Origin of the sequence: Pedobacter paludis, from assembly GCF_003173575.1 — a bacterium.
Classification (GTDB): domain Bacteria; phylum Bacteroidota; class Bacteroidia; order Sphingobacteriales; family Sphingobacteriaceae; genus Pedobacter; species Pedobacter paludis.
Window position 1 is genome coordinate 592,598 of the sequence record NZ_QGNY01000002.1, and the last position, 18,627, is coordinate 611,224.

General features: G+C 38.1%; 12 protein-coding genes. 10 read left to right on the top strand and 2 right to left on the bottom strand.

The window, feature by feature from the left end; genetic code table 11:
- Positions 1-13 precede the first annotated feature (13 nt).
- On the bottom strand, positions 14-916 hold the full coding sequence (locus DF947_RS07120; RefSeq protein ID WP_109929005.1) for a hypothetical protein: 903 nt from the start codon (positions 914-916) through the stop codon (positions 14-16).
- 211 nt (positions 917-1,127) lie between these two features.
- On the opposite strand from DF947_RS07120, the gene DF947_RS07125 reads away from it, so the two are divergent.
- The 9 genes from DF947_RS07125 (at position 1,128) to DF947_RS07165 (ending at position 14,118) form a co-directional block, all read left to right on the top strand.
- A complete protein-coding gene (locus DF947_RS07125) occupies positions 1,128-2,672 on the top strand; it encodes a glycoside hydrolase family 10 protein (protein WP_109929006.1) in 1,545 nt (514 codons plus the stop codon).
- A 128-nt stretch (positions 2,673-2,800) separates the two neighbouring features.
- Complete coding sequence (locus DF947_RS07130) at positions 2,801-3,829, top strand: LacI family DNA-binding transcriptional regulator (protein WP_109929007.1); 1,029 nt, start codon at positions 2,801-2,803, stop codon at positions 3,827-3,829.
- A gap of 6 nt (positions 3,830-3,835) precedes the next feature.
- Entirely contained in the window at positions 3,836-4,576 is a 741-nt protein-coding gene (locus DF947_RS07135) for an SDR family NAD(P)-dependent oxidoreductase (protein WP_109929008.1), read from the top strand.
- Positions 4,577-4,630: 54 nt separating this feature from the next.
- On the top strand, positions 4,631-5,758 hold the full coding sequence (locus tag DF947_RS07140; RefSeq protein ID WP_240615329.1) for an endo-1,4-beta-xylanase: 1,128 nt from the start codon (positions 4,631-4,633) through the stop codon (positions 5,756-5,758).
- 42 nt (positions 5,759-5,800) lie between these two features.
- Positions 5,801-8,668 (top strand): glycosyl hydrolase 115 family protein, encoded by a 2,868-nt coding sequence (locus DF947_RS07145; RefSeq protein ID WP_109929009.1) that lies wholly within the window; start codon positions 5,801-5,803, stop codon positions 8,666-8,668.
- Between the two features lie 27 nt (positions 8,669-8,695).
- Positions 8,696-9,793 (top strand): glycoside hydrolase family 43 protein, encoded by a 1,098-nt coding sequence (locus DF947_RS07150; protein WP_109929010.1) that lies wholly within the window; start codon positions 8,696-8,698, stop codon positions 9,791-9,793.
- Positions 9,794-10,358: 565 nt separating this feature from the next.
- A complete protein-coding gene (locus DF947_RS07155) occupies positions 10,359-11,474 on the top strand; it encodes an acyltransferase family protein (RefSeq protein ID WP_109929213.1) in 1,116 nt (371 codons plus the stop codon).
- Between the two features lie 418 nt (positions 11,475-11,892).
- Positions 11,893-13,053 carry an acyltransferase family protein gene (locus tag DF947_RS07160; RefSeq protein ID WP_109929011.1) on the top strand — a complete coding sequence of 387 codons (1,161 nt, stop codon included), beginning with the start codon at positions 11,893-11,895 and terminating at the stop codon, positions 13,051-13,053.
- 42 nt (positions 13,054-13,095) lie between these two features.
- On the top strand, positions 13,096-14,118 hold the full coding sequence (locus tag DF947_RS07165) for a LacI family DNA-binding transcriptional regulator (RefSeq protein ID WP_109929012.1): 1,023 nt from the start codon (positions 13,096-13,098) through the stop codon (positions 14,116-14,118).
- Between the two features lie 3 nt (positions 14,119-14,121).
- Here DF947_RS07165 and uxuA read toward each other — a convergent pair whose 3' ends face one another.
- Positions 14,122-15,291 (bottom strand): mannonate dehydratase, encoded by a 1,170-nt coding sequence (gene uxuA / locus DF947_RS07170; RefSeq protein WP_205940751.1) that lies wholly within the window; start codon positions 15,289-15,291, stop codon positions 14,122-14,124.
- Between the two features lie 250 nt (positions 15,292-15,541).
- Between uxuA and DF947_RS07175 the strand changes: the two genes are divergently transcribed.
- Entirely contained in the window at positions 15,542-18,625 is a 3,084-nt protein-coding gene (locus DF947_RS07175; protein ID WP_109929013.1) for a SusC/RagA family TonB-linked outer membrane protein, read from the top strand.
- Positions 18,626-18,627: the final 2 nt, after the last annotated feature.

Genomic DNA, 18,627 nt, shown 5'->3' on the forward strand with positions numbered 1-18,627 from the left:
TTTTTAGGTAAACTTATTTAAGTTCTATTTGAGCTTTCCCCAATGTATTTCCATCAGCATACAGAATTACTGTGTAAATACCTTTTATAAATGGTTTTGGGTTTTGCCAATCGATAACATAAGTGCTTTCATCATTATTGTAATTGATGAAGATAGAATGGCTGAACTGCATTTCTTGTCCGTCGGCCTCAAAGCGATTGCTCTCATTGGCAAGTAAATTACCTGCCGGATCAAAAACTCTTAGATATATATTGTGGTGACCTTTTTCAGCAAGCTCATTAGGTACAATGTTAAAACGAACGCTAAGCTTTTCTGCGCTAGACGACTTTGTAACCTCTATTTTTTTTCCGCTTGATTTTGTTCTAAAAGCAATAATTTCTGCCGTTTGCAGTTTTAGGGCGGCTGCGGTTTTAACTTTTGCGTTTAGGCTGGAATTTTCGTTTTCGAGATTCGAAGCCCGACCGCTCATGGTCTTTAAGGTACTTTCAAGGCTATCGCGGCTGTTTTTTAAAAAAATATTATCCCGTTGTAACTGTAGGATTTGATCATTATAATTTTTAACAAAAACCTTCAGCTCGCTAATTTGAGTATAGGCTTTATCTAATTCTCCCTGCGTAATCTGGCCTTTTTCTAACGCAGTCTTAAGCTCAGCAATTTTTTCTCGTGCAAGTTTTTGCTCCGATTCCAATTTTTCTCCCAAATCAAGATTTAGGGCATTTACCTTATCCAGTTCAACTTCAATTTTTTCTACCTCTAGGCGCAACTTGTCTTTCTCCGTACTTACCGTAACAAACTTTTGGCTTTGCTGTCGATCTTTAAAGAATAAGAATGCGTTAGTGCCAATTAAGGCTACAATAACAATAACTAAAAAGTAAATTTTGTTTCTATCGCCCTTATTAACGTTTTGTGGTTCCATTTTTAATAATGCTGTATCTTCTCAAATTAATATAATTTTGGATCTCCATAGGTAAATGGTGGCACACAATTAATTTTAAAATAGGGATGTAAATTAAAATTTTTAAATAAACTTATATGACTTTTTAAAAAAAATCGTTTACTTGCTAATGTTCATTTTGTATTCAAATGGGCACAAACACACATCCTGAATAAAAAACAAGACAGAAATAATGCTTAAAAACTTTCTATACGCACTTTTATCTTTAACTGTAATACCTTTTATATTAAATGCTCAAGCATTATCAAAAATTGCACCAAAAAGAGAGTTTAGAGGCGTTTGGGTGGCTACCGTAACCAATATTGATTGGCCATCTAGGCCAGGATTAAGCGTAGATCAGCAAAAACAAGAGCTTATCGGGATACTGGAAAGGCACAAAAGCCAAGGCATGAATGCCATAATTTTACAGGTTAGGCCTGCAGCTGATGCATTTTATACAAAATCTCGAGAGCCCTGGAGCCAATGGTTAATGGGCAAGCAGGGTTTGGCACCGGCACCAGGATATGATCCTTTGGCATTTGCCATTAAGGAAGCGCATTTCCGTGGCATGGAACTGCATGCATGGTTTAACCCTTACCGGGCTAGCATGGGCTCAAGCACTGTTTTTAGTGCCGATCATGTTACAAAAAAGCATCCCGAATGGTTTTTCAATTATGGAGGAAAAAAGCAATTTGATCCTGGAATTCCGGAAGTTAGGGAATATATTGTACAGGTTATTTTAGATGTAGTTAAGGAATATGATGTAGATGGAATTCATTTTGATGATTATTTCTATCCATATCCGCTAGAAGGGCAGAAAATTAACGATGGTGATACCTTTTATAAAAACCCCAATAACTTCTCTGATATTAAAGATTGGAGACGGAATAATGTGGATTTATTAATTAAGGAGCTGGATGACAGTATTCATCATTATAAGAAATATGTTAAGTTTGGAATAAGTCCATTCGGAATCTGGCGCAACAAATATGAAGATCCCGAGGGTTCTGCCAGCAGTGGGCTTTCTAATTATGCCGAACTATATGCCGATAGCCGGAAATGGGTTAAGGAAGGTTGGGTAGATTATATCAATCCGCAGGTATATTTTACATTTAGTAGAAGAGTTGCACCTTATGCAACTTTGGTAGATTGGTGGAGCAATAACAGTTACGGAAGGCATGTTTATATTGGTCAGGGCGCCTATTTGGTAAACTCAAGAGCAGAATTGGCATGGAAAAACCCATCTGAAATACCCAACCAAATTAGGTATTTAAGAGAAAATAATAGAGTTCAGGGAAGCGTTTTCTTTTCCTCAAAATCGCTAAGTACAGTCGCAAGGGCAGTAGGCGATTCATTAAAAACCGATTTATATAAATACCCTGCGCTACCTCCGCAAATGCCTTGGTTAGATGAAGTGCCGCCAAACCAGCCACAAGCTTTGTCTGCCGATGCCTTAAAAGATGGTGTTCATTTAAAATGGCAACTTCCCCTAAAAGCTAAGGATGGAGAAACTGCGTCGGGTTTTGTAATTTATAGATTTAGCGAGGGTGAAAAAATTTCCATATTAGACCCAAAGAACATCATCAAAATCAGTTTCGAGGATTACATTTCTTTTATCGATACCAGTGTAGAAAGCGGAAAGCGCTATAGCTATTTGGTAACGGCTTTAGATCGATTAAAAAATGAAAGCGAACCCAGCGGGCCAATCGGAGTAGAGGTTCCGCTCGCTAAAGAGTAATTTAAAAATTTAATCTTTTCTGGTAAAAAAAATACTTTTTGTAAAATTAATGCAACCGATTGCAATTTTATAAAATTAATCTTACTTTAGTCATACCAAATATTAGAACGTAATGTTCAGATTCGTGTATGCAAGATAAAGAGATCACAATTTACGATTTAGCGGAGCGGTTAAACATTTCTGCAACCACGGTAAGCAGAGGGTTGCAAGATCATCCGGCAATTAATAAAAAAACAAAGAAGAGAATTTTTGATTTAGCCACTGAACTGGGTTATCGTTCTAATAAATTTGCAAGCAACCTTCGCAAGCAAAAAACAAATACCATTGGCGTTATTGTACCTAGATTGAACAGTCTCTTTATGTCATCTGTTTTATCAGGGATAGAAAAAATTGTTAATAATGCGGGTTATAATTTAATTATCAGTCAATCATTTGAGCAAGAGGCAAAAGAGAAAACCAATACAACTACTATGTTTAACAGTAGGGTAGATGGGTTAATTGTTTCTCTGGCATCCGATACGCAGGATTTTAGTCATTTTGATACTTTTATCAAGAAGAATATTCCGGTTATATTTTTTGATCGTATCGCAGAAAGCATCCAGTCCACAAAAGTTTTAATTGATAATTTTAAAGCTGGGTATAAAGCAACCGAGCATTTAATTGAGCAGGGTTGTAAAGAAATTGTACATATCACAGGCAACACGGCCAGAAACGTTTATAAAGATCGATTTGAAGGTTATAAAAAGGCACTGTCAGATTATAGCATTTCGTTCGATCCGACTTTATTTATTTCTAACGATTTGACCGAGCAGAGCGTTCAGGATGCCTTGATCAACAATGTTTTAAAACGTGATAAATTACCAGATGGTTTATTTATAACAAACGATTCCTCTGCCGCGTTTGCCCTAACCATTTTAAAAGAGGCTGGGTTAAAGGTGCCTGAAGATATCGCCATTGTAGGTTTTAATAATGATCTGATTTCCAGAGTTACGGAACCGGCAATTACAACCATTAATTATCCTGGAAATGAAATGGGCGAAAACATTGCTCGAATTTTAATAAATCATTTAGACGGAACGGGCGATTTAAGTTTTACTAGTACCGTAATTCTAAACACTGAACTAATGGTTAGGGCATCATCTCAAAGAAAAAAATAATATAACATGAGCAAGAAAATAGCCATTGTAACCGGTGGTGGAGCTGGGTTAGGTTTGGCCATAAGCAGAAAATTAGTTCAGGAAGGCATCCATGTAATCATGGTTGGAAGAAATGAAGAAAAACTAAAAAGTGCAGCTAACGAATTTGGATCATTAAGCAGTTATAGAGCCTTTGATCTTCAAAATTTGAAAGAAATTCCTGCATTAATAGAAGAAATATATACAGAATTTGGTCAAATTGATATACTGGTTAATAATGCAGGCATCAATATGAAAAAGCCTTTTATTGAGGTAACAGATGAAGATTTTGCCAGTGTAATCCAAACCAATCTATCATCGGTTTTTGCCATTAGTAGAGAGGTAGTTAAGAAGATGATCGATGCAAAGAGCGGAAGCATTGTGAACATCAGCTCTATGGCCGCACAGTATGGAATCCCAAAGGTAATTGCCTATTCGGCAGCCAAAACAGGCATTGAAGGCATGACAAGGGCAATGGCTACTGAGCTTTCTCCTTTGGGCATCAGAATAAATTGTGTAGCGCCTGGCTTTATAAAAACAGATATGTCTGCAAAAGCTTTAGATGCTGATCCAGAAAGAAAAAATAAGGTTTTTTCGAGAACGCCAATGGGAAAAATGGGCGATCCGGACGATGTGGCAGAAGCTGTATATTTCTTCTGTTCGGCAGGAGCAAAATACGTTACGGGTGTTGTAATGCCTGTAGATGGTGGAAATTCCATCGGATTTTAAAACATCAGGAGGGGAATAAAGTAGCCTCTTGATCAAAACATACAACCAAATATTATGAGCAGGAATTTCAATTTTTTAAAAAGGATTAGATCGGTATGGATTTGTTTAGCTATGCTCCTACTTTTTGGTTCCTGCAAATCTCAACAAACGATTGCAAAATATAGGAGCGATAATCGAGGCTTAAAAGATTTTTATAAAGCTTATTTTCCAATCGGAGTAGCTGTTGGGGTTAGAAAATTATCGGGTGATGAATCTGTATTAATTAAAAAACAATTCAACAGCATTACCGCAGAAAACGCCATGAAGATGGGAAGTCTCCAGCCCAGAGAAGGCCAGTTTTATTGGAAAGACGCAGACTCAATTGTAAGCTTTGCCGTTAAAAATGGTATAAAAATTCGTGGACATAACTTGTGCTGGCACGAGCAAACGCCTAACTGGATTTTTACGGGGAAAGATGGGAAAGAAGTTTCGAAAGCAGTTTTATTGCAACGTTTAAAAGATCACATTACAGCTGTTGTCGGTAGGTATAAAGGAAAAATTTATGCATGGGATGTGGTTAACGAAGCGATTGACGATGACCCAAATCAGTTTATGCGAAACTCAAAATGGTATCAAATCTGTGGCGATGATTTTATTGTAAAAGCGTTTGAATATGCACATGCGGCCGATCCGAACGCAAAACTCTATTACAATGATTACAACACCGAACGACCCGAAAAAAGAGAGCGAATTTATAAACTGTTAAAAAGCTTAAAGGACAAAGGCGTTCCGATTGATGGTATAGGTTTGCAGGCACATTGGTCGCTTCAAGAGCCTACCGAAAATGAATTAAGAACTGCAATTGAACGTTATGCTTCACTGGGTTTAAAAATTCAGTTTACAGAATTGGACATGTCAATTTATCCTTGGGAAAAAAATAAAAGAGCCCGAAAAGCGAACGAATCAGATCAGTATACACCAGAACTTGAGCAAAAACAAATTGCTCAGTATGCAATGGTTTTCAGGGTTTTTAGAGAGTATAAAAGCGTAATCACCAATGTTACTTTCTGGAATATTTCTGATCGGCATACCTGGCTAGATGAATATCCGGTAATGGGCAGAAAAAATTATCCTTTGCTTTTTGATGTAAATCTTCAGCCAAAAAAAGCGTACTGGGAGGTTGTCAATTTTAAAAACAAATAAAATGGAGGCAATAAATCTCAGGTTCATCAAAATTATACACTCATGAAAAAGCTTCTACTATTCGTTATTTTAATCGGGTTCCAATCTATTTGTATTGCTTCCGGCATCGATTCATTTGTGTCAAAAACCTATACTCCCGGAAGTTTTTCAGTTGTAAATAATGGCAAAGCAACCCCAATTTTGGTTGGTGATGATGATTGGGCAGGCGTAAGCAGAGCGGTAAAAAATCTTCAGGCTGATATAGAAAAGGTTTCGGGAATTCATCCGAATTTGTTGAATAAGAAATCGGCTGGCATGCTCATTATTGTTGGCACCATTGGAAAAAGTGCGATTATTGATGAGCTGATCGAAAGTCATAAAATTGATGTTGCGGGCATTGCAGGTAAATGGGAAAGTACACTAATACAAGTGGTTAAAAACCCAATGGCAGGTGTAGATTCAGCATTGGTTATTGCCGGAAGCGATAAACGGGGAGCCATTTATGGCATTTACGAATTGTCTGCCCAAATTGGTGTTTCGCCATGGTATTATTGGGCCGATGTTCCGGTAAAAAAAAGCAATGCATTATTCGCTATCGGTGGAAGACATATTATTTCTTCGCCAGCAGTAAAATATAGAGGAATCTTTTTAAACGATGAAGCACCCGCATTATCCGGATGGAGCCAAAAAGAATTTGGAGGTTTTAACCACAAATTTTACGAGAAGGTTTTCGAGCTTATTCTTCGATTAAAAGGTAACTATTTATGGCCTGCAATGTGGGGAAGTGCGTTTAACGACGATGATAAAATGAACCCTGTTTTGGCAGACGAATATGGAGTTGTAATTGGGACATCGCACCACGAACCCTTAAGCAGGGCACATGACGAATGGAAAAGATACAAAGGAGGCAAGTGGAATTACGATCAAAACCCGGAACAGTTAAGAGCATTTTGGGAAAGCGGATTGAAACGGGTTGCCGATAAGGAACAGATTATTACGGTGGGCATGCGTGGTGATGGCGATGAACCAATGACAGAGGGAACGGCAACCGCTCTACTCGAAAAAATTGTAAAAGATCAGCGTGAAATTATTGAAAAAGTAACTCAAAAACCTGCCTCACAAACACCACAATTATGGGCGCTATATAAAGAAGTTCAGGCGTATTACGACAAAGGAATGCGGGTGCCAGATGATGTTACACTTTTGCTTTGCGATGATAACTGGGGCAACATTAGAAAACTTCCAAAACTTAACGAAGCACCAAGAACAGGTGGTTATGGCATTTATTATCATTTTGATTATGTAGGCGATCCTCGAAATTATAAGTGGATTAATACCAATCCCATTCAAAAAGTTTGGGAACAAATGAACTTGGCTTACGAGTACAATGCCAATCAAATCTGGATTGTAAATGTGGGCGATTTAAAGCCAATGGAGTTTCCAATTTCGTTTTTTCTAGATTATGCATGGGCGCCTGATGCCATTCCAGCAGAGAGACTGAAAGCCTACACAACAAATTGGGTAATTCAACAATTTGGAGTACAATACGCAGAAGAAATTGCCGATATTTTAGATTTTTACTCGAAATATAACGGGCGGATTAAGCCAGAATTGCTGAACGAGAACACCTATAGCCTAAATAATTACAATGAATTTGAAACTGTAGTTAACGATTATAAAAAGCTAGAAACCAAAGCCAAATTCATTTACAATAACATTCCTGACAATCAAAAAGATGCTTTTTATCAGTTGGTGCTCCACCCGGTAGAGGCCAGTGCAAATTTATACGAACTTTATTATACCGTTGCCAAAAATAAACTTTACGCAAAGCAGGGTCGTTTTGCTGCGAATGCCTTAGCCGAAAAGGTTGATAGCCTTTACAAAAGAGATTCGGAAATTACGAATTACTACAACAAAACCATGGCTGGTGGAAAGTGGGACCACATGATGGACCAGACACATATCGGTTACACATACTGGCAACAACCAGAAAAAAACTCGATCCCAGAAACCCAGATTCTTACGTTTACAAATAATATAAATAAAGCCCAAATGGGTTTGGCTATTGAGGGAAGCGATTCATCTTGGATAGGTAAAGAAAAAGTAAATCTGGCCCTTCCAACTTTCGATTACTACAATAACAAACCTCATTATATAGATTTATTTAATAAAGCTAAAGGATCATTTACTTATCAGATCAAAACCCCAGCATATATAATTTCTAGCGAACCAAAGGGAAATATAAGCACCGAGAATAGAATTTTCTTAACCATAGATTGGGCAAAGGCACCTAAGGGAAAAACGGAAACAACAGTTGCAGTTTCAGGAAATGACGGATCAAAAATGTTGATCCCGATAACCCTAAATAATGCACGTTTTGCCGAGGAGAAGATCAACGCTTTTGTACCGCAAGATGGATATATTTCTATTGAAGCCCAAAATTATACTAAAGCCGTTGGGAGTCGGCCAGTTTTTTGGAAAACCATTCCGAATTATGGTAAAACTTTGGGTGGCGTAATTCCAGTTCCGGTTACTGCTCCAATTCAAAAATTAGATGCCAATACACCACACTTAGAATACGATGTTTATCTCAATGAAACTGGCACATTTAAACTAAATACTTTTATTTCCCCAACAATCGATTTTACAAACAGTGATGGGCTGAAATTTGCAGTTTCGGTGGATGAAGAAGCGCCGATAATTGTAAATATTAGTGCTGATTATAAAACAGAAAGTGCTTGGCGTCAATCGGTTGCAGATAACATTAAAATTTTTAAAACATCTCTTCAATTTGCTAAATCCGGCAAGTACACCATCAAATACTGGATGATAAATCCTGGAGTGGTATTGCAAAAACTGATTTTAGATCTTGGAGGACTAAAACCGAGTTTCTTGGGTCCGCCAGAAACCTTTGTTAGCGAAATAAAATAACCTTAACCATTTATAAACCGAATAACGATGAACAATTTTAAAAAATTATCTGGGCTGGCGCTCATGATGACGGTGGCGATAACCAGTGCATGTCAGCAAAACGCTAAAAAAACTACTTCAGAAACTGGCGATACTTCTAAAAAATCTAAATATTTATCTCAGCCACTAATCTCAGATATTTACACCGCCGATCCTTCGGCACATGTTTTCAACGGGAAAATTTACATCTATCCGTCTCACGATATTGAAGCAGGAATAAAAGAAAACGATAACGGCGATCATTTTGATATGCGGGATTATCACATCCTCAGCATGGATAGCATTAATGGAAAAGTGACCGATAATGGAGTAGCGCTTAGTGTAAAGGATATTCCTTGGGCAGGTAGACAGCTTTGGGCACCCGATGCAGCCTTTAAAAACGGAACTTACTATCTATATTTTCCTGTAAAGGATAAAAATGATGTTTTCCGAATTGGAGTGGCAACAGCTAAAAATCCGGCCGGGCCTTTTAAAGCCGAAGCAAAACCTATTGAAGGCAGTTTTAGTATCGATCCAGCTGTATTTACGGATACTGATGGCAGTACCTACATGTATTATGGTGGTATTTGGGGTGGTCAGCTTCAACGGTGGAACAACGGAAAATACGATGCAAATGGTTCTAAAACCGATTCTGGAAAGGAAAATGAACCTGCCTTAACGGCAAAAGTTGCAAAATTGAGTAAAGATATGCTGAGTTTCGATGGGGCGGTTAAAGATGTGGTCATTTTAGATCAGAACGGAAAACCGCTTTTAACTAAAGATCACGATAGGCGGTTTTTTGAAGGCGCTTGGATGCACAAATACAACGGTAAATATTATTTTACTTACTCCACTGGCGATACCCATTTCTTGGCTTCGGCTATTGGCGATAAACCTTATGGCCCATTTACTTATCAAGGAACTTTTATGAATCCTGTAGAAGGCTGGACAACGCACCATTCTATTGTAGAAATCAAAGGCAAGTGGTACATTTTCTATCACGATACGCAGCTTTCGGGTAAAACCCATTTAAGAAATATTAAAGTAACTGAATTAACGCATAACCCAGATGGAACCATTGCGCTGATCGAGCCGATGAAAAAATAATTCAACTTGCGAAGTTTCTAAGGGCCAAGAGCGCAAAGGGACTTCGCCAGTTTTAAAGGAAAGTTTAATTCTTTGCAAGACTGACGAAGTTTCCCCAATACACAGCCCTTCAAAACTTCGTAAGTCGTTGATATCAACTTGCGAAGTCTTAAGGGCCAAGATCGCAAAGGGACTTTGCCAGTTCTAACGGAAAGTTTGGTTCTTTCTAAGACTGACGAAGTTTTTCCAATACACAATCCTGCAAAACTTCGCAAGTCGGTGATATCAACTTGCGAAGTCTCAAGGGCTAAGAGCGCAGAAGGACTTCGCCAGTTTTAAAGGAAAGTTTAATTCTTTGCGAGACTGACGAAGTTTTCCCAATACACAATCCTGCAAAACTTCGCAAGTCGATTTAATTCATCCCGATTTTCGCTTTTAATGAACAAAAAAAAATAAGGTTGAATTTTCTGAAAGTTTGCATCAAACCAGATAAAATGGTAAAATTTTTATGTAGTTATGTGTTTGAGTTAAAAATTAGCAGCTAATGTTGGCAATTTTTTACAAATTGCAATTTTTAATACATTACATGAAAACTGACCAATATAATGAACTGGCCACCAAGCCACACTATCCCATCTTAGATGGCCTTCGCGGTATTGCAGCCATAATAGTTGTCACATTTCATTTAACTGAACCACTAGGTACCGGACACTTGGATATTTTGGTTAACCACGGTTATCTTGCCGTGGATTTTTTCTTTTTATTGTCGGGCTTTGTAATGGGATACGCTTATGATGATCGCTGGAACAAAATGACAGTTGGCAATTTTTTCAAGCGCCGTATTCAACGTCTTCAGCCAATGGTAATTTTGGGCATGACGCTTGGCGCAATCGGATTCTATTTTACAGATTCTACAATTTGGCCACTCATCCACACCATTCCGCTCTGGAAAATGCTATTGGTCATGCTTATCGGTTACACCATTTTGCCTGTGCCATTATCGCTTGATATTCGTGGTTGGGAAGAAATGCATCCGCTCAATAGCGTTGGATGGTCGTTGTTTTTCGAATATATTGCCAACATTCTTTATGCTGTTTGGATCAGAAAGTTTTCTAAAACCGCCTTATGCATATTGGTTGTTGTTGCAGCCATCGCACTTGCACAATTGGCCATTACAAATGGTGATGTTAGTGGTGGGTGGACACTAAACGTAGAGCAGGTACGCATTGGGTTAACCCGTACCATGTATCCGTTTTTTGCTGGTTTATTACTTTCACGGATAGCGAAGCCAGCCAAAATTAAAAATGCTTTTTTATGGTGTAGTCTTTTGGTCGCCATTGTACTTTATATGCCACGCATTGGCGGAGCTGAGCATCTTTGGATGAATGGACTCTATGAATCTATTTGTATCATCATCATTTTTCCACTTATAGTTTATATTGGAGCAAGTGGTATTATTCAATCTCAAAGAGAGCGCAAAATCTGCAAATTTTTAGGTGATATATCCTATCCGCTTTATTTGGTACATTATCCCCTAGTTTATTTTTACGTTGCGTGGATCAGTAATAATAAAGGCACAACGATTGTACAGGCTTGGCCTTATGCACTGCTCATTTTAATAGGGGGAATAATTTTAGCTTATGCCTCGTTAAAATGGTATGATGAGCCAGTTCGTAAATGGATGCGGAAAAAATTTGCGTAAGTTAACTGGCGAAGTTTCCCAGCGCAATATCCTTCAAAACTTCGCAAGTCGATTCGATTAACTTACGAAGTCTCCAGTGCCAAGAGCGTATAAGGATTTCGTCAGTTTTAAAGGAAAGTTTAATTTCTTGGTCAGACTGACGAAGTTTCCCCAACACAACCCTCCGAAACTTCGCAAGTCGATTATACTAACTTACGAAGTCTCCAGGGCCAAGAGCGCAGAAGGACTTCGTCAGTTTTTAAGGAAAGTTTAATTTCTTTGTAAGACTGACAAAGTTTACCCAAACACAACCTTCCAAAATTTTGTAAGTCGATTATACTAACTTGTTAATTGCATCTAACTTCCAGTTGATTTCAACGATTTATTTCTCATTATAAAAACAAAGTTTTAAATTAGGTTTCTCAACCAAACCCAAATCATGACCGAACCAAAACAACGCTTGCTTTCTCTAGATTTTTTTAGAGGTTTAACCGTAGCCGCCATGATTTTAGTAAACAACCCTGGAAGTTGGGGGCATATTTATGCCCCATTGGAACATGCAGAGTGGAATGGTTGCACGCCAACAGATTTAATTTTCCCTTTTTTCTTGTGGATTGTTGGCGTTTCAATCGCATTTGCCATGAGTGGGAGCAAAGCCAATCCAGCTGCGCATAACAAAACCATTTTAAAGGCGATTAAAAGGGGACTCACACTTTATTTTCTGGGTTTTTTTCTTGCCATATTTTCAAAAATTATAAATGCAATAATTGATCATAGATCGGTTTGGGAGGCTTTTGAAACCGTAAGGATTCTCGGTGTACTGCAAAGAATCGGGATTGTTTTTATCATCAGCAGCATTATTTTTCTTAAAGCATCAGAAAAAACTATTTTCAAAACCTTGATTGTAATCCTAGCGGTTTATTGGGCACTGATGACTTTTGTTCCAGTTCCGGGGGTGGGTTATGCAAACCTAGAAAAAGAAACCAATCTGGCTGCATGGATAGATCGCGGTATTTTAACCGAAGCACATACTTGGGCATCTTCAAAAACCTGGGATCCTGAAGGCGTTTTGAGCACCTTGCCTGCCATAGGTACTTGCTTATTCGGGATTTTGGTTGGGGTTTGGATGCGCAGAAAAGATGTTGATGCTGCAACTAAAGTTTCTTGGCTATTTACCGTTGGGTTACTATCTGTTGTAGCTGGTTTATTATGGGATTTACAGTTTCCAATAAACAAGGCGCTGTGGACAAGCTCCTACGTTTTATATGCCGGAGGTTTGGCATCCATTGGTTTAGCATTATGTTATTGGCTCATTGATGTTCAGGGATATAAAAAAATGACCACACCTTTTGTTGTTTATGGCGTAAATGCAATCACAGTTTTCTTTCTTGCCGGATTAATGCCGAGAGTGTTGAATATGATCAGCATAACTCAGGCAGATGGTACCAAAACACCTTTGCTTGTTCATTTTTACGCTACTTGTTACCAGCCCTTTTTCTCGCCTATAAATGCGTCACTTGTTTGGGCAATTACTTACGTTCTTGGCTTTTACGTACTCCTTTGGATTATGTATAAAAAGAACATCATAATTAAAGTATAATTGCTAAATTGGCCCAAACAACCGATTGAATTAAGCTGAAGTTTGAAAAAGAAAACCACCATATATGATATTGCTAAGGAGCTAAATATCACAGTTTCAACTGTGTCTAGAGCCTTAAGCGGATTTCCTGCAATAAGCGATGCAACCAAAAAGGCGGTTATAGAAACGGCCAAAAAACTAAATTACAGTCCAAACAGGCTCGCTTCCGCATTAAAATCGGGTAAAACACATATTATTGGGGTAATTGTTCCCAGTGTGCAGGCTCACTTTTTCGCATCCATAATCCATAGTATAGAAGAAGGTTTAAAAGATAGTGGCTATAGAATAATCTTATATCAATCTAACGAATCTTTAGAAAATGAAATTAACGGTGTGAGAACACTTTTAGAAGCACAGGTAGATGGGATCATGGCTTCACTATCTTTAGAAACTGAAGATGTTTCGCATTTCGCAGAAATTGTGAAGCAGAATAAACCTTTGGTGCTATTCGACCGTGTTAATCCAGTTTTAAAGGTTCCAACCGTAACACTAGATGATTTTGGAGCCGGATATCTAGCAACGCAACACTTGATAGACCAAGGCTACAAGAAAATCGCTTTCATTACAACTATTCATCAAATTAAAATCTTTAACGATCGATTAAAAGGATACAAAGCTGCACTAGAAGAAAATAATTTGCCAATTTTAGAGGAGCATATTATTTACGGTGGCCTATCTATTAAGGATGGCAGATTTGGGGCTGGAAAATTAATGCGTTGTACCGAAAAGCCTGATGCAATTATTGCTGGAGATGACTTTACGGCTTTGGGCGCAATTAAAAAATTAAAGGAAATTGATGCGACACCACCACAAATCGGTGTAATTGGTTTTGCCAACGAAGCTTTCTCAGCCTATATTACACCAAATCTTTCTACCATCGATCAGCATGCCAACCAAATGGGAAGCGAGTGTGCAAAAATGTTTTTGAAAATGATTGCTCAAGAAAATCCTTATCAAAACATAGATCACGTGGTACTTAACCCAACAGTGGTAGAAAGGCAATCTACTGATAAATTGCCTTGCTAAGTATTATTCAAAAAGGCTTTTTCTGATGCCCATTTCCAATCCACGGATTTCTGCCAATCCTTTTAAACGGCCAATAGCCGAATAGCCAGGGTAAGGATTTTTTGCAAGATCATCCATCATTTGGTGTCCATGATCCGGCCGCATCGGAATCGACCGGTTTTCTTTTTGCATTAACTTTACGGCTTCTTTAACCAAGGCAAACATATCTGCATTGCCCTCTAAATGGTTGGCTTCATAAAAGTTGCCTTCATCATCCCGTTGTGTACTTCTCAGGTGCAGAAAATAAATTCTAGAGCCCAGGCGTTCAATCATTCCGGGTAAATCATTATCTGGTCTGGCGCCAAAAGAGCCACTGCAGAAACATAAGCCATTAGATTTTGCGGGCACTTTATTTAAAATGTGCTGTGCATCAGCCTCTGTACTCATAATTCTTGGCAAACCTAATATTGGGTAGGGTGGATCATCAGGATGGATGGCCATTTGCATTTCATGCTGATCGGCAGTGGGTGTAACTTCTGATAAAAAGGTAGTTAGGTTTTCCCGCAAAATATCAGCCGTAATTCCTTTAAATCCATCAAGCAAAGCTAAAACCTGTTCTGGCGTAAAATGATCTTTACTTCCAGGTAAACCCTGAAGACAGTTTCCCATTAATTCAACTCTAGCCTCTTCGCTTAACTGTTCAAAATATAATGTAGCCTTATTTATTTCTTCCTCCGTATAATCATCCTTCGCGTTTGGTCTTTTAAGCAAAAACAGATCAAAAGCAATAAAAGCTGTTTTTTCAAACCTTAGGGCTAAAGCACCAGTATTGGTTTTGTACTTTAAATTGGTTCGCATCCAATCCAGTACAGGCATAAAGTTATAGGTGATGACTTTAATACCACAGGTTGCAAGATTTTCTAAGCTTATTTTATAATTTTCGATGTAGGTTTTAAAATCTCCGGCTCTTTTTTTAATGTCTTCGTGTACGGGTAAGCTTTCTACCACACTCCAAATCATATCATATTTTTCAATTTCCAACTTTCTTTTTTGGATTTCATCTACTGTCCAAATTTCGCCAACGGGTATGTGATGTAAGGCTGTAACCACTCCGCTGCATCCGGCCTGGTGTATGTCTGAAAGGCTAACAATATCATCTGGTCCATACCAGCGCATGGTTTGTATCATATTCATATTTTTTGCTTGTTTAAATTATTTATGCAATCGGTACAGTATAAAAATACACCATTTTTATCTATCTGAGAGATAAAAAAATAAAAATTAAAAATATTTTATGCAATCGGTTGCAAATTAATTTTTTAATTTCTACTTTTAACCTAACCAAATATACTTAAGCTCCATTCTCCACTTCTAACCAGGCGAATAGAACCTTAAGGTTATTTAAAAGGCAGGCCAAAAAACTGCGAATTAAAATGAACCTTTTATGAGAAAACCTAGACAAAAAACTTTTCTAAAGTGTGTGGTGTTGCTAATCCTATTATTAGGGCTAACACCCTCCCTGCTTTTCGCACAAAAAATTTTAAAGGGAAAAGTATTGGATGAAAAAAATCTGCCCTTGCCCGGTGCAGGTGTAAAACTTAAGCTTTCTGGAAAAGCAACCGTTACTGGTGATGATGGATCTTTTACCATTAGTGCGCCAGAAAACGAAAAAACAATTATTGTATCGTTTATTGGCTATCCGGCACAAGAAATCGATATTAAAAATGGTGTAACCACTTACAATGTAACCCTCACACCAGATTCTAAAAACCTGAACGAGGTTGTGGTAATTGGTTATGGTACGCAAAAGCGTAGAGATGTTACCGGTTCGGTAGTTTCTTTAAGTGGCGCTGCTATTAAAGAGGTTCCGGTTGCAAACATTCAGCAAGCGTTACAGGGTAGAATGGCCGGGGTAGAAGTTCAGTCGGTTGGCACAAGGCCAGGTGCTGGTGCGCAAATTAGGATTCGTGGAGAAAGATCTATCAATGCTTCGAACGATCCACTTTTTGTGGTAGATGGAATTCCCTACAGCGGAACATTAAACGATATTAACCCTGATGATATTGCAAGTTTAGATGTATTAAAAGATGCATCAGCAACCGCAATTTATGGTTCGCGTGGTGCAAATGGTGTGGTTTTAATCACAACCAAAAGAGGTACAGCAGGCGATACCCGAGTTTCATTTAATACGTATTATGGTATCAGTAAGATTACCGATAAATACAACGTTTACAATGCCGATCAGTACAGGGCTTTACGCGATTATTCGATTTATACTCAAGATTATCTTGCAGATGAAAAAGCGGGTATTGCAAGTGGTAGAAATACAGATTGGCAAGACCTACTGTATAAAGATGGTTTCATGACAGACAACAACCTGAACATTTCTGGTGGAAGTGAGCAGAGTCAGTTTTCAGTTGGCGGCGGTTATTTCAAACAAACTTCAGCGCTGCCAAGCCAGGATTTTACCCGTGCTTCTATGAAAGCAACCGGCGATTTTAAAATTGGCAAACGTGTTAAAATTGGTTTCAATAACTTAACCAATTATAGTGTTACAAACGGTTCTCAATTTGGATTGAATGTATTTCCATTGTTGGCTTTAAGTCCGCTAACTTCACCTTATAATGCTGATGGAAGCGTAAACCTTAAACCTTCTGGAAATTTAGACGATTTAAACACAACTTATAATCCATTGATGTTGCTAACAAACGAAAACCAGTGGGTAGACCGTGTTCGTCGTTTCCGTACGTTTAACAGTCTTTATGGTGAAGTTCAAATTATTGATGGATTAAAATACCGCTTAAATGCTGGTTTGGATTTTAATCAGGAAGAGGGCGATCAATTTAGAGGAGCGAATAGTTATTTCAGACCAGGTTTAGGAAACACGGCTTCCGTAAATAACGGAACAGGTACAAAATATTCGTTGGATAACTTAGTGACCTACGATAAAACCTTTGCTCAAAAACATCGTGTTTCGGTTACCGCTTTATTCGGTTTCGAACGTGAGCAATATCACAATACTTCTGTAAGCAAAGATTCGATTACTGCTGACTTTGTTCAATTTTACAATTTAGGGCAATCTTCTGTTGGTCCGGTAGCTGTATTGGGCGGAAGCGAATCCTCGGCAACGTTAATTTCAATGATGTTGAGAGCAAATTATGTATACAATGATCGATACATGATAACCTTAACCGGCCGTAGAGATGGATCTTCACGTTTAGGAGTAGGAAATAAATGGAAAGAATATCCAGCGGTTTCTGCGGGTTGGAGCATTACAAACGAAGAGTTTATGCAAAACCTAAAGGTAATTTCTAACTTAAAACTTCGTGCAGGTTTTGGTATTACCTCAAATCAAGCAGTACCAGCATATAGCACTTTGGGAGGTGTGGCATCAAATAATGTTCGATACAATTATGGTCCCTCATCACAAATTGGTTATTATGTAACTAAAATTGTAGATCCAAAATTAGATTGGGAATATACACGCACAACCAACATCGGTTTAGATTTTGGAATTTTAAACAACCGCATTACTGGTAGTGTAGATTACTATACTGCAAAAACCGACAAGCTTTTGTATGGCGTTCCGTTGCCTCCAACTTCTGGAATTTCGGAACCTTACCTCACCAATATTGGTAATGTATCAAATAAAGGTTTAGAGGTAGCAATATCAAGTCAGAACATTAAATCCGAAAGTGGTTTTTCTTGGGGAACTGATTTAAACTTCTATTTCAACAGAAATAAATTAGTTGCCTTAAACGGAAGTGTTACACAGGTTACAAATGCACAATTGTTTGTTGGCGAGCCTTTAACAGCCATTTTCGATTATAAAAAATTAGGTATTTGGCAAACTGATGAGGCTGCTGAAGCGGCAAAATATGGCTTTGTTCCTGGTCAGCTTAAGTTAGAAGATCACAATGGTGATGGAAAACTGACTGTAGATGATAAATATGTAATTGGTAACGCACAGGCCAAGATTCAGGGTGGTATTACCAACCGTTTCAATTATAAAGGATTCGATTTCTCGTTTGTACTTTATGCACGCTTCGGTGGTACATTAATTAGTCAGATCCATCAACCACTTGCAGGTTATTTAACCATTAACGATGGACGTAGAAATCAGCTGGCTGTTGATTATTGGACACCAACTAATCCAACCAATGCATTCCCATCGCCAAATGTTGCAGGTGGCCTAATTACAACGGCTCTTACAAGTGATGCTGGAAGTACTTTGGGTTATTATGATGCCAGTTTTATTAAAATGAGAAGTATAAACTTCGGTTACTCATTAAGCAATAAACTCGCGAATAAATTAGGTGCTCAAAAAATAAAGGTTTATGTAACGGCTCAAAATCCATTTATCCTGTATTCACCTTATGTTAAAGCAGGTGGTTTAGATCCAGAAGCTACTGGAACAGGAAATCAAGGAGTTTCTAACCCGGGAAATATTTCTACTAGAGCCTTAACCATTGGTGCTACCATATCTCCAACCAGAACTTTCCTGGCTGGATTAAACGTTACATTTTAATA

Coding starts and splice junctions, on each gene's coding strand:
- DF947_RS07120 (WP_109929005.1), bottom strand. CDS start 916: ATGGAACCACAAAACGTTAATAAGGGCGATAGAAACAAAATTTACTTT.
- DF947_RS07125 (WP_109929006.1), top strand. CDS start 1,128: ATGCTTAAAAACTTTCTATACGCACTTTTATCTTTAACTGTAATACCT.
- DF947_RS07130 (WP_109929007.1), top strand. CDS start 2,801: ATGCAAGATAAAGAGATCACAATTTACGATTTAGCGGAGCGGTTAAAC.
- DF947_RS07135 (WP_109929008.1), top strand. CDS start 3,836: ATGAGCAAGAAAATAGCCATTGTAACCGGTGGTGGAGCTGGGTTAGGT.
- DF947_RS07140 (WP_240615329.1), top strand. CDS start 4,631: ATGAGCAGGAATTTCAATTTTTTAAAAAGGATTAGATCGGTATGGATT.
- DF947_RS07145 (WP_109929009.1), top strand. CDS start 5,801: ATGAAAAAGCTTCTACTATTCGTTATTTTAATCGGGTTCCAATCTATT.
- DF947_RS07150 (WP_109929010.1), top strand. CDS start 8,696: ATGAACAATTTTAAAAAATTATCTGGGCTGGCGCTCATGATGACGGTG.
- DF947_RS07155 (WP_109929213.1), top strand. CDS start 10,359: ATGAAAACTGACCAATATAATGAACTGGCCACCAAGCCACACTATCCC.
- DF947_RS07160 (WP_109929011.1), top strand. CDS start 11,893: ATGACCGAACCAAAACAACGCTTGCTTTCTCTAGATTTTTTTAGAGGT.
- uxuA (WP_205940751.1), bottom strand. CDS start 15,291: ATGAATATGATACAAACCATGCGCTGGTATGGACCAGATGATATTGTT.
- DF947_RS07175 (WP_109929013.1), top strand. CDS start 15,542: ATGAGAAAACCTAGACAAAAAACTTTTCTAAAGTGTGTGGTGTTGCTA.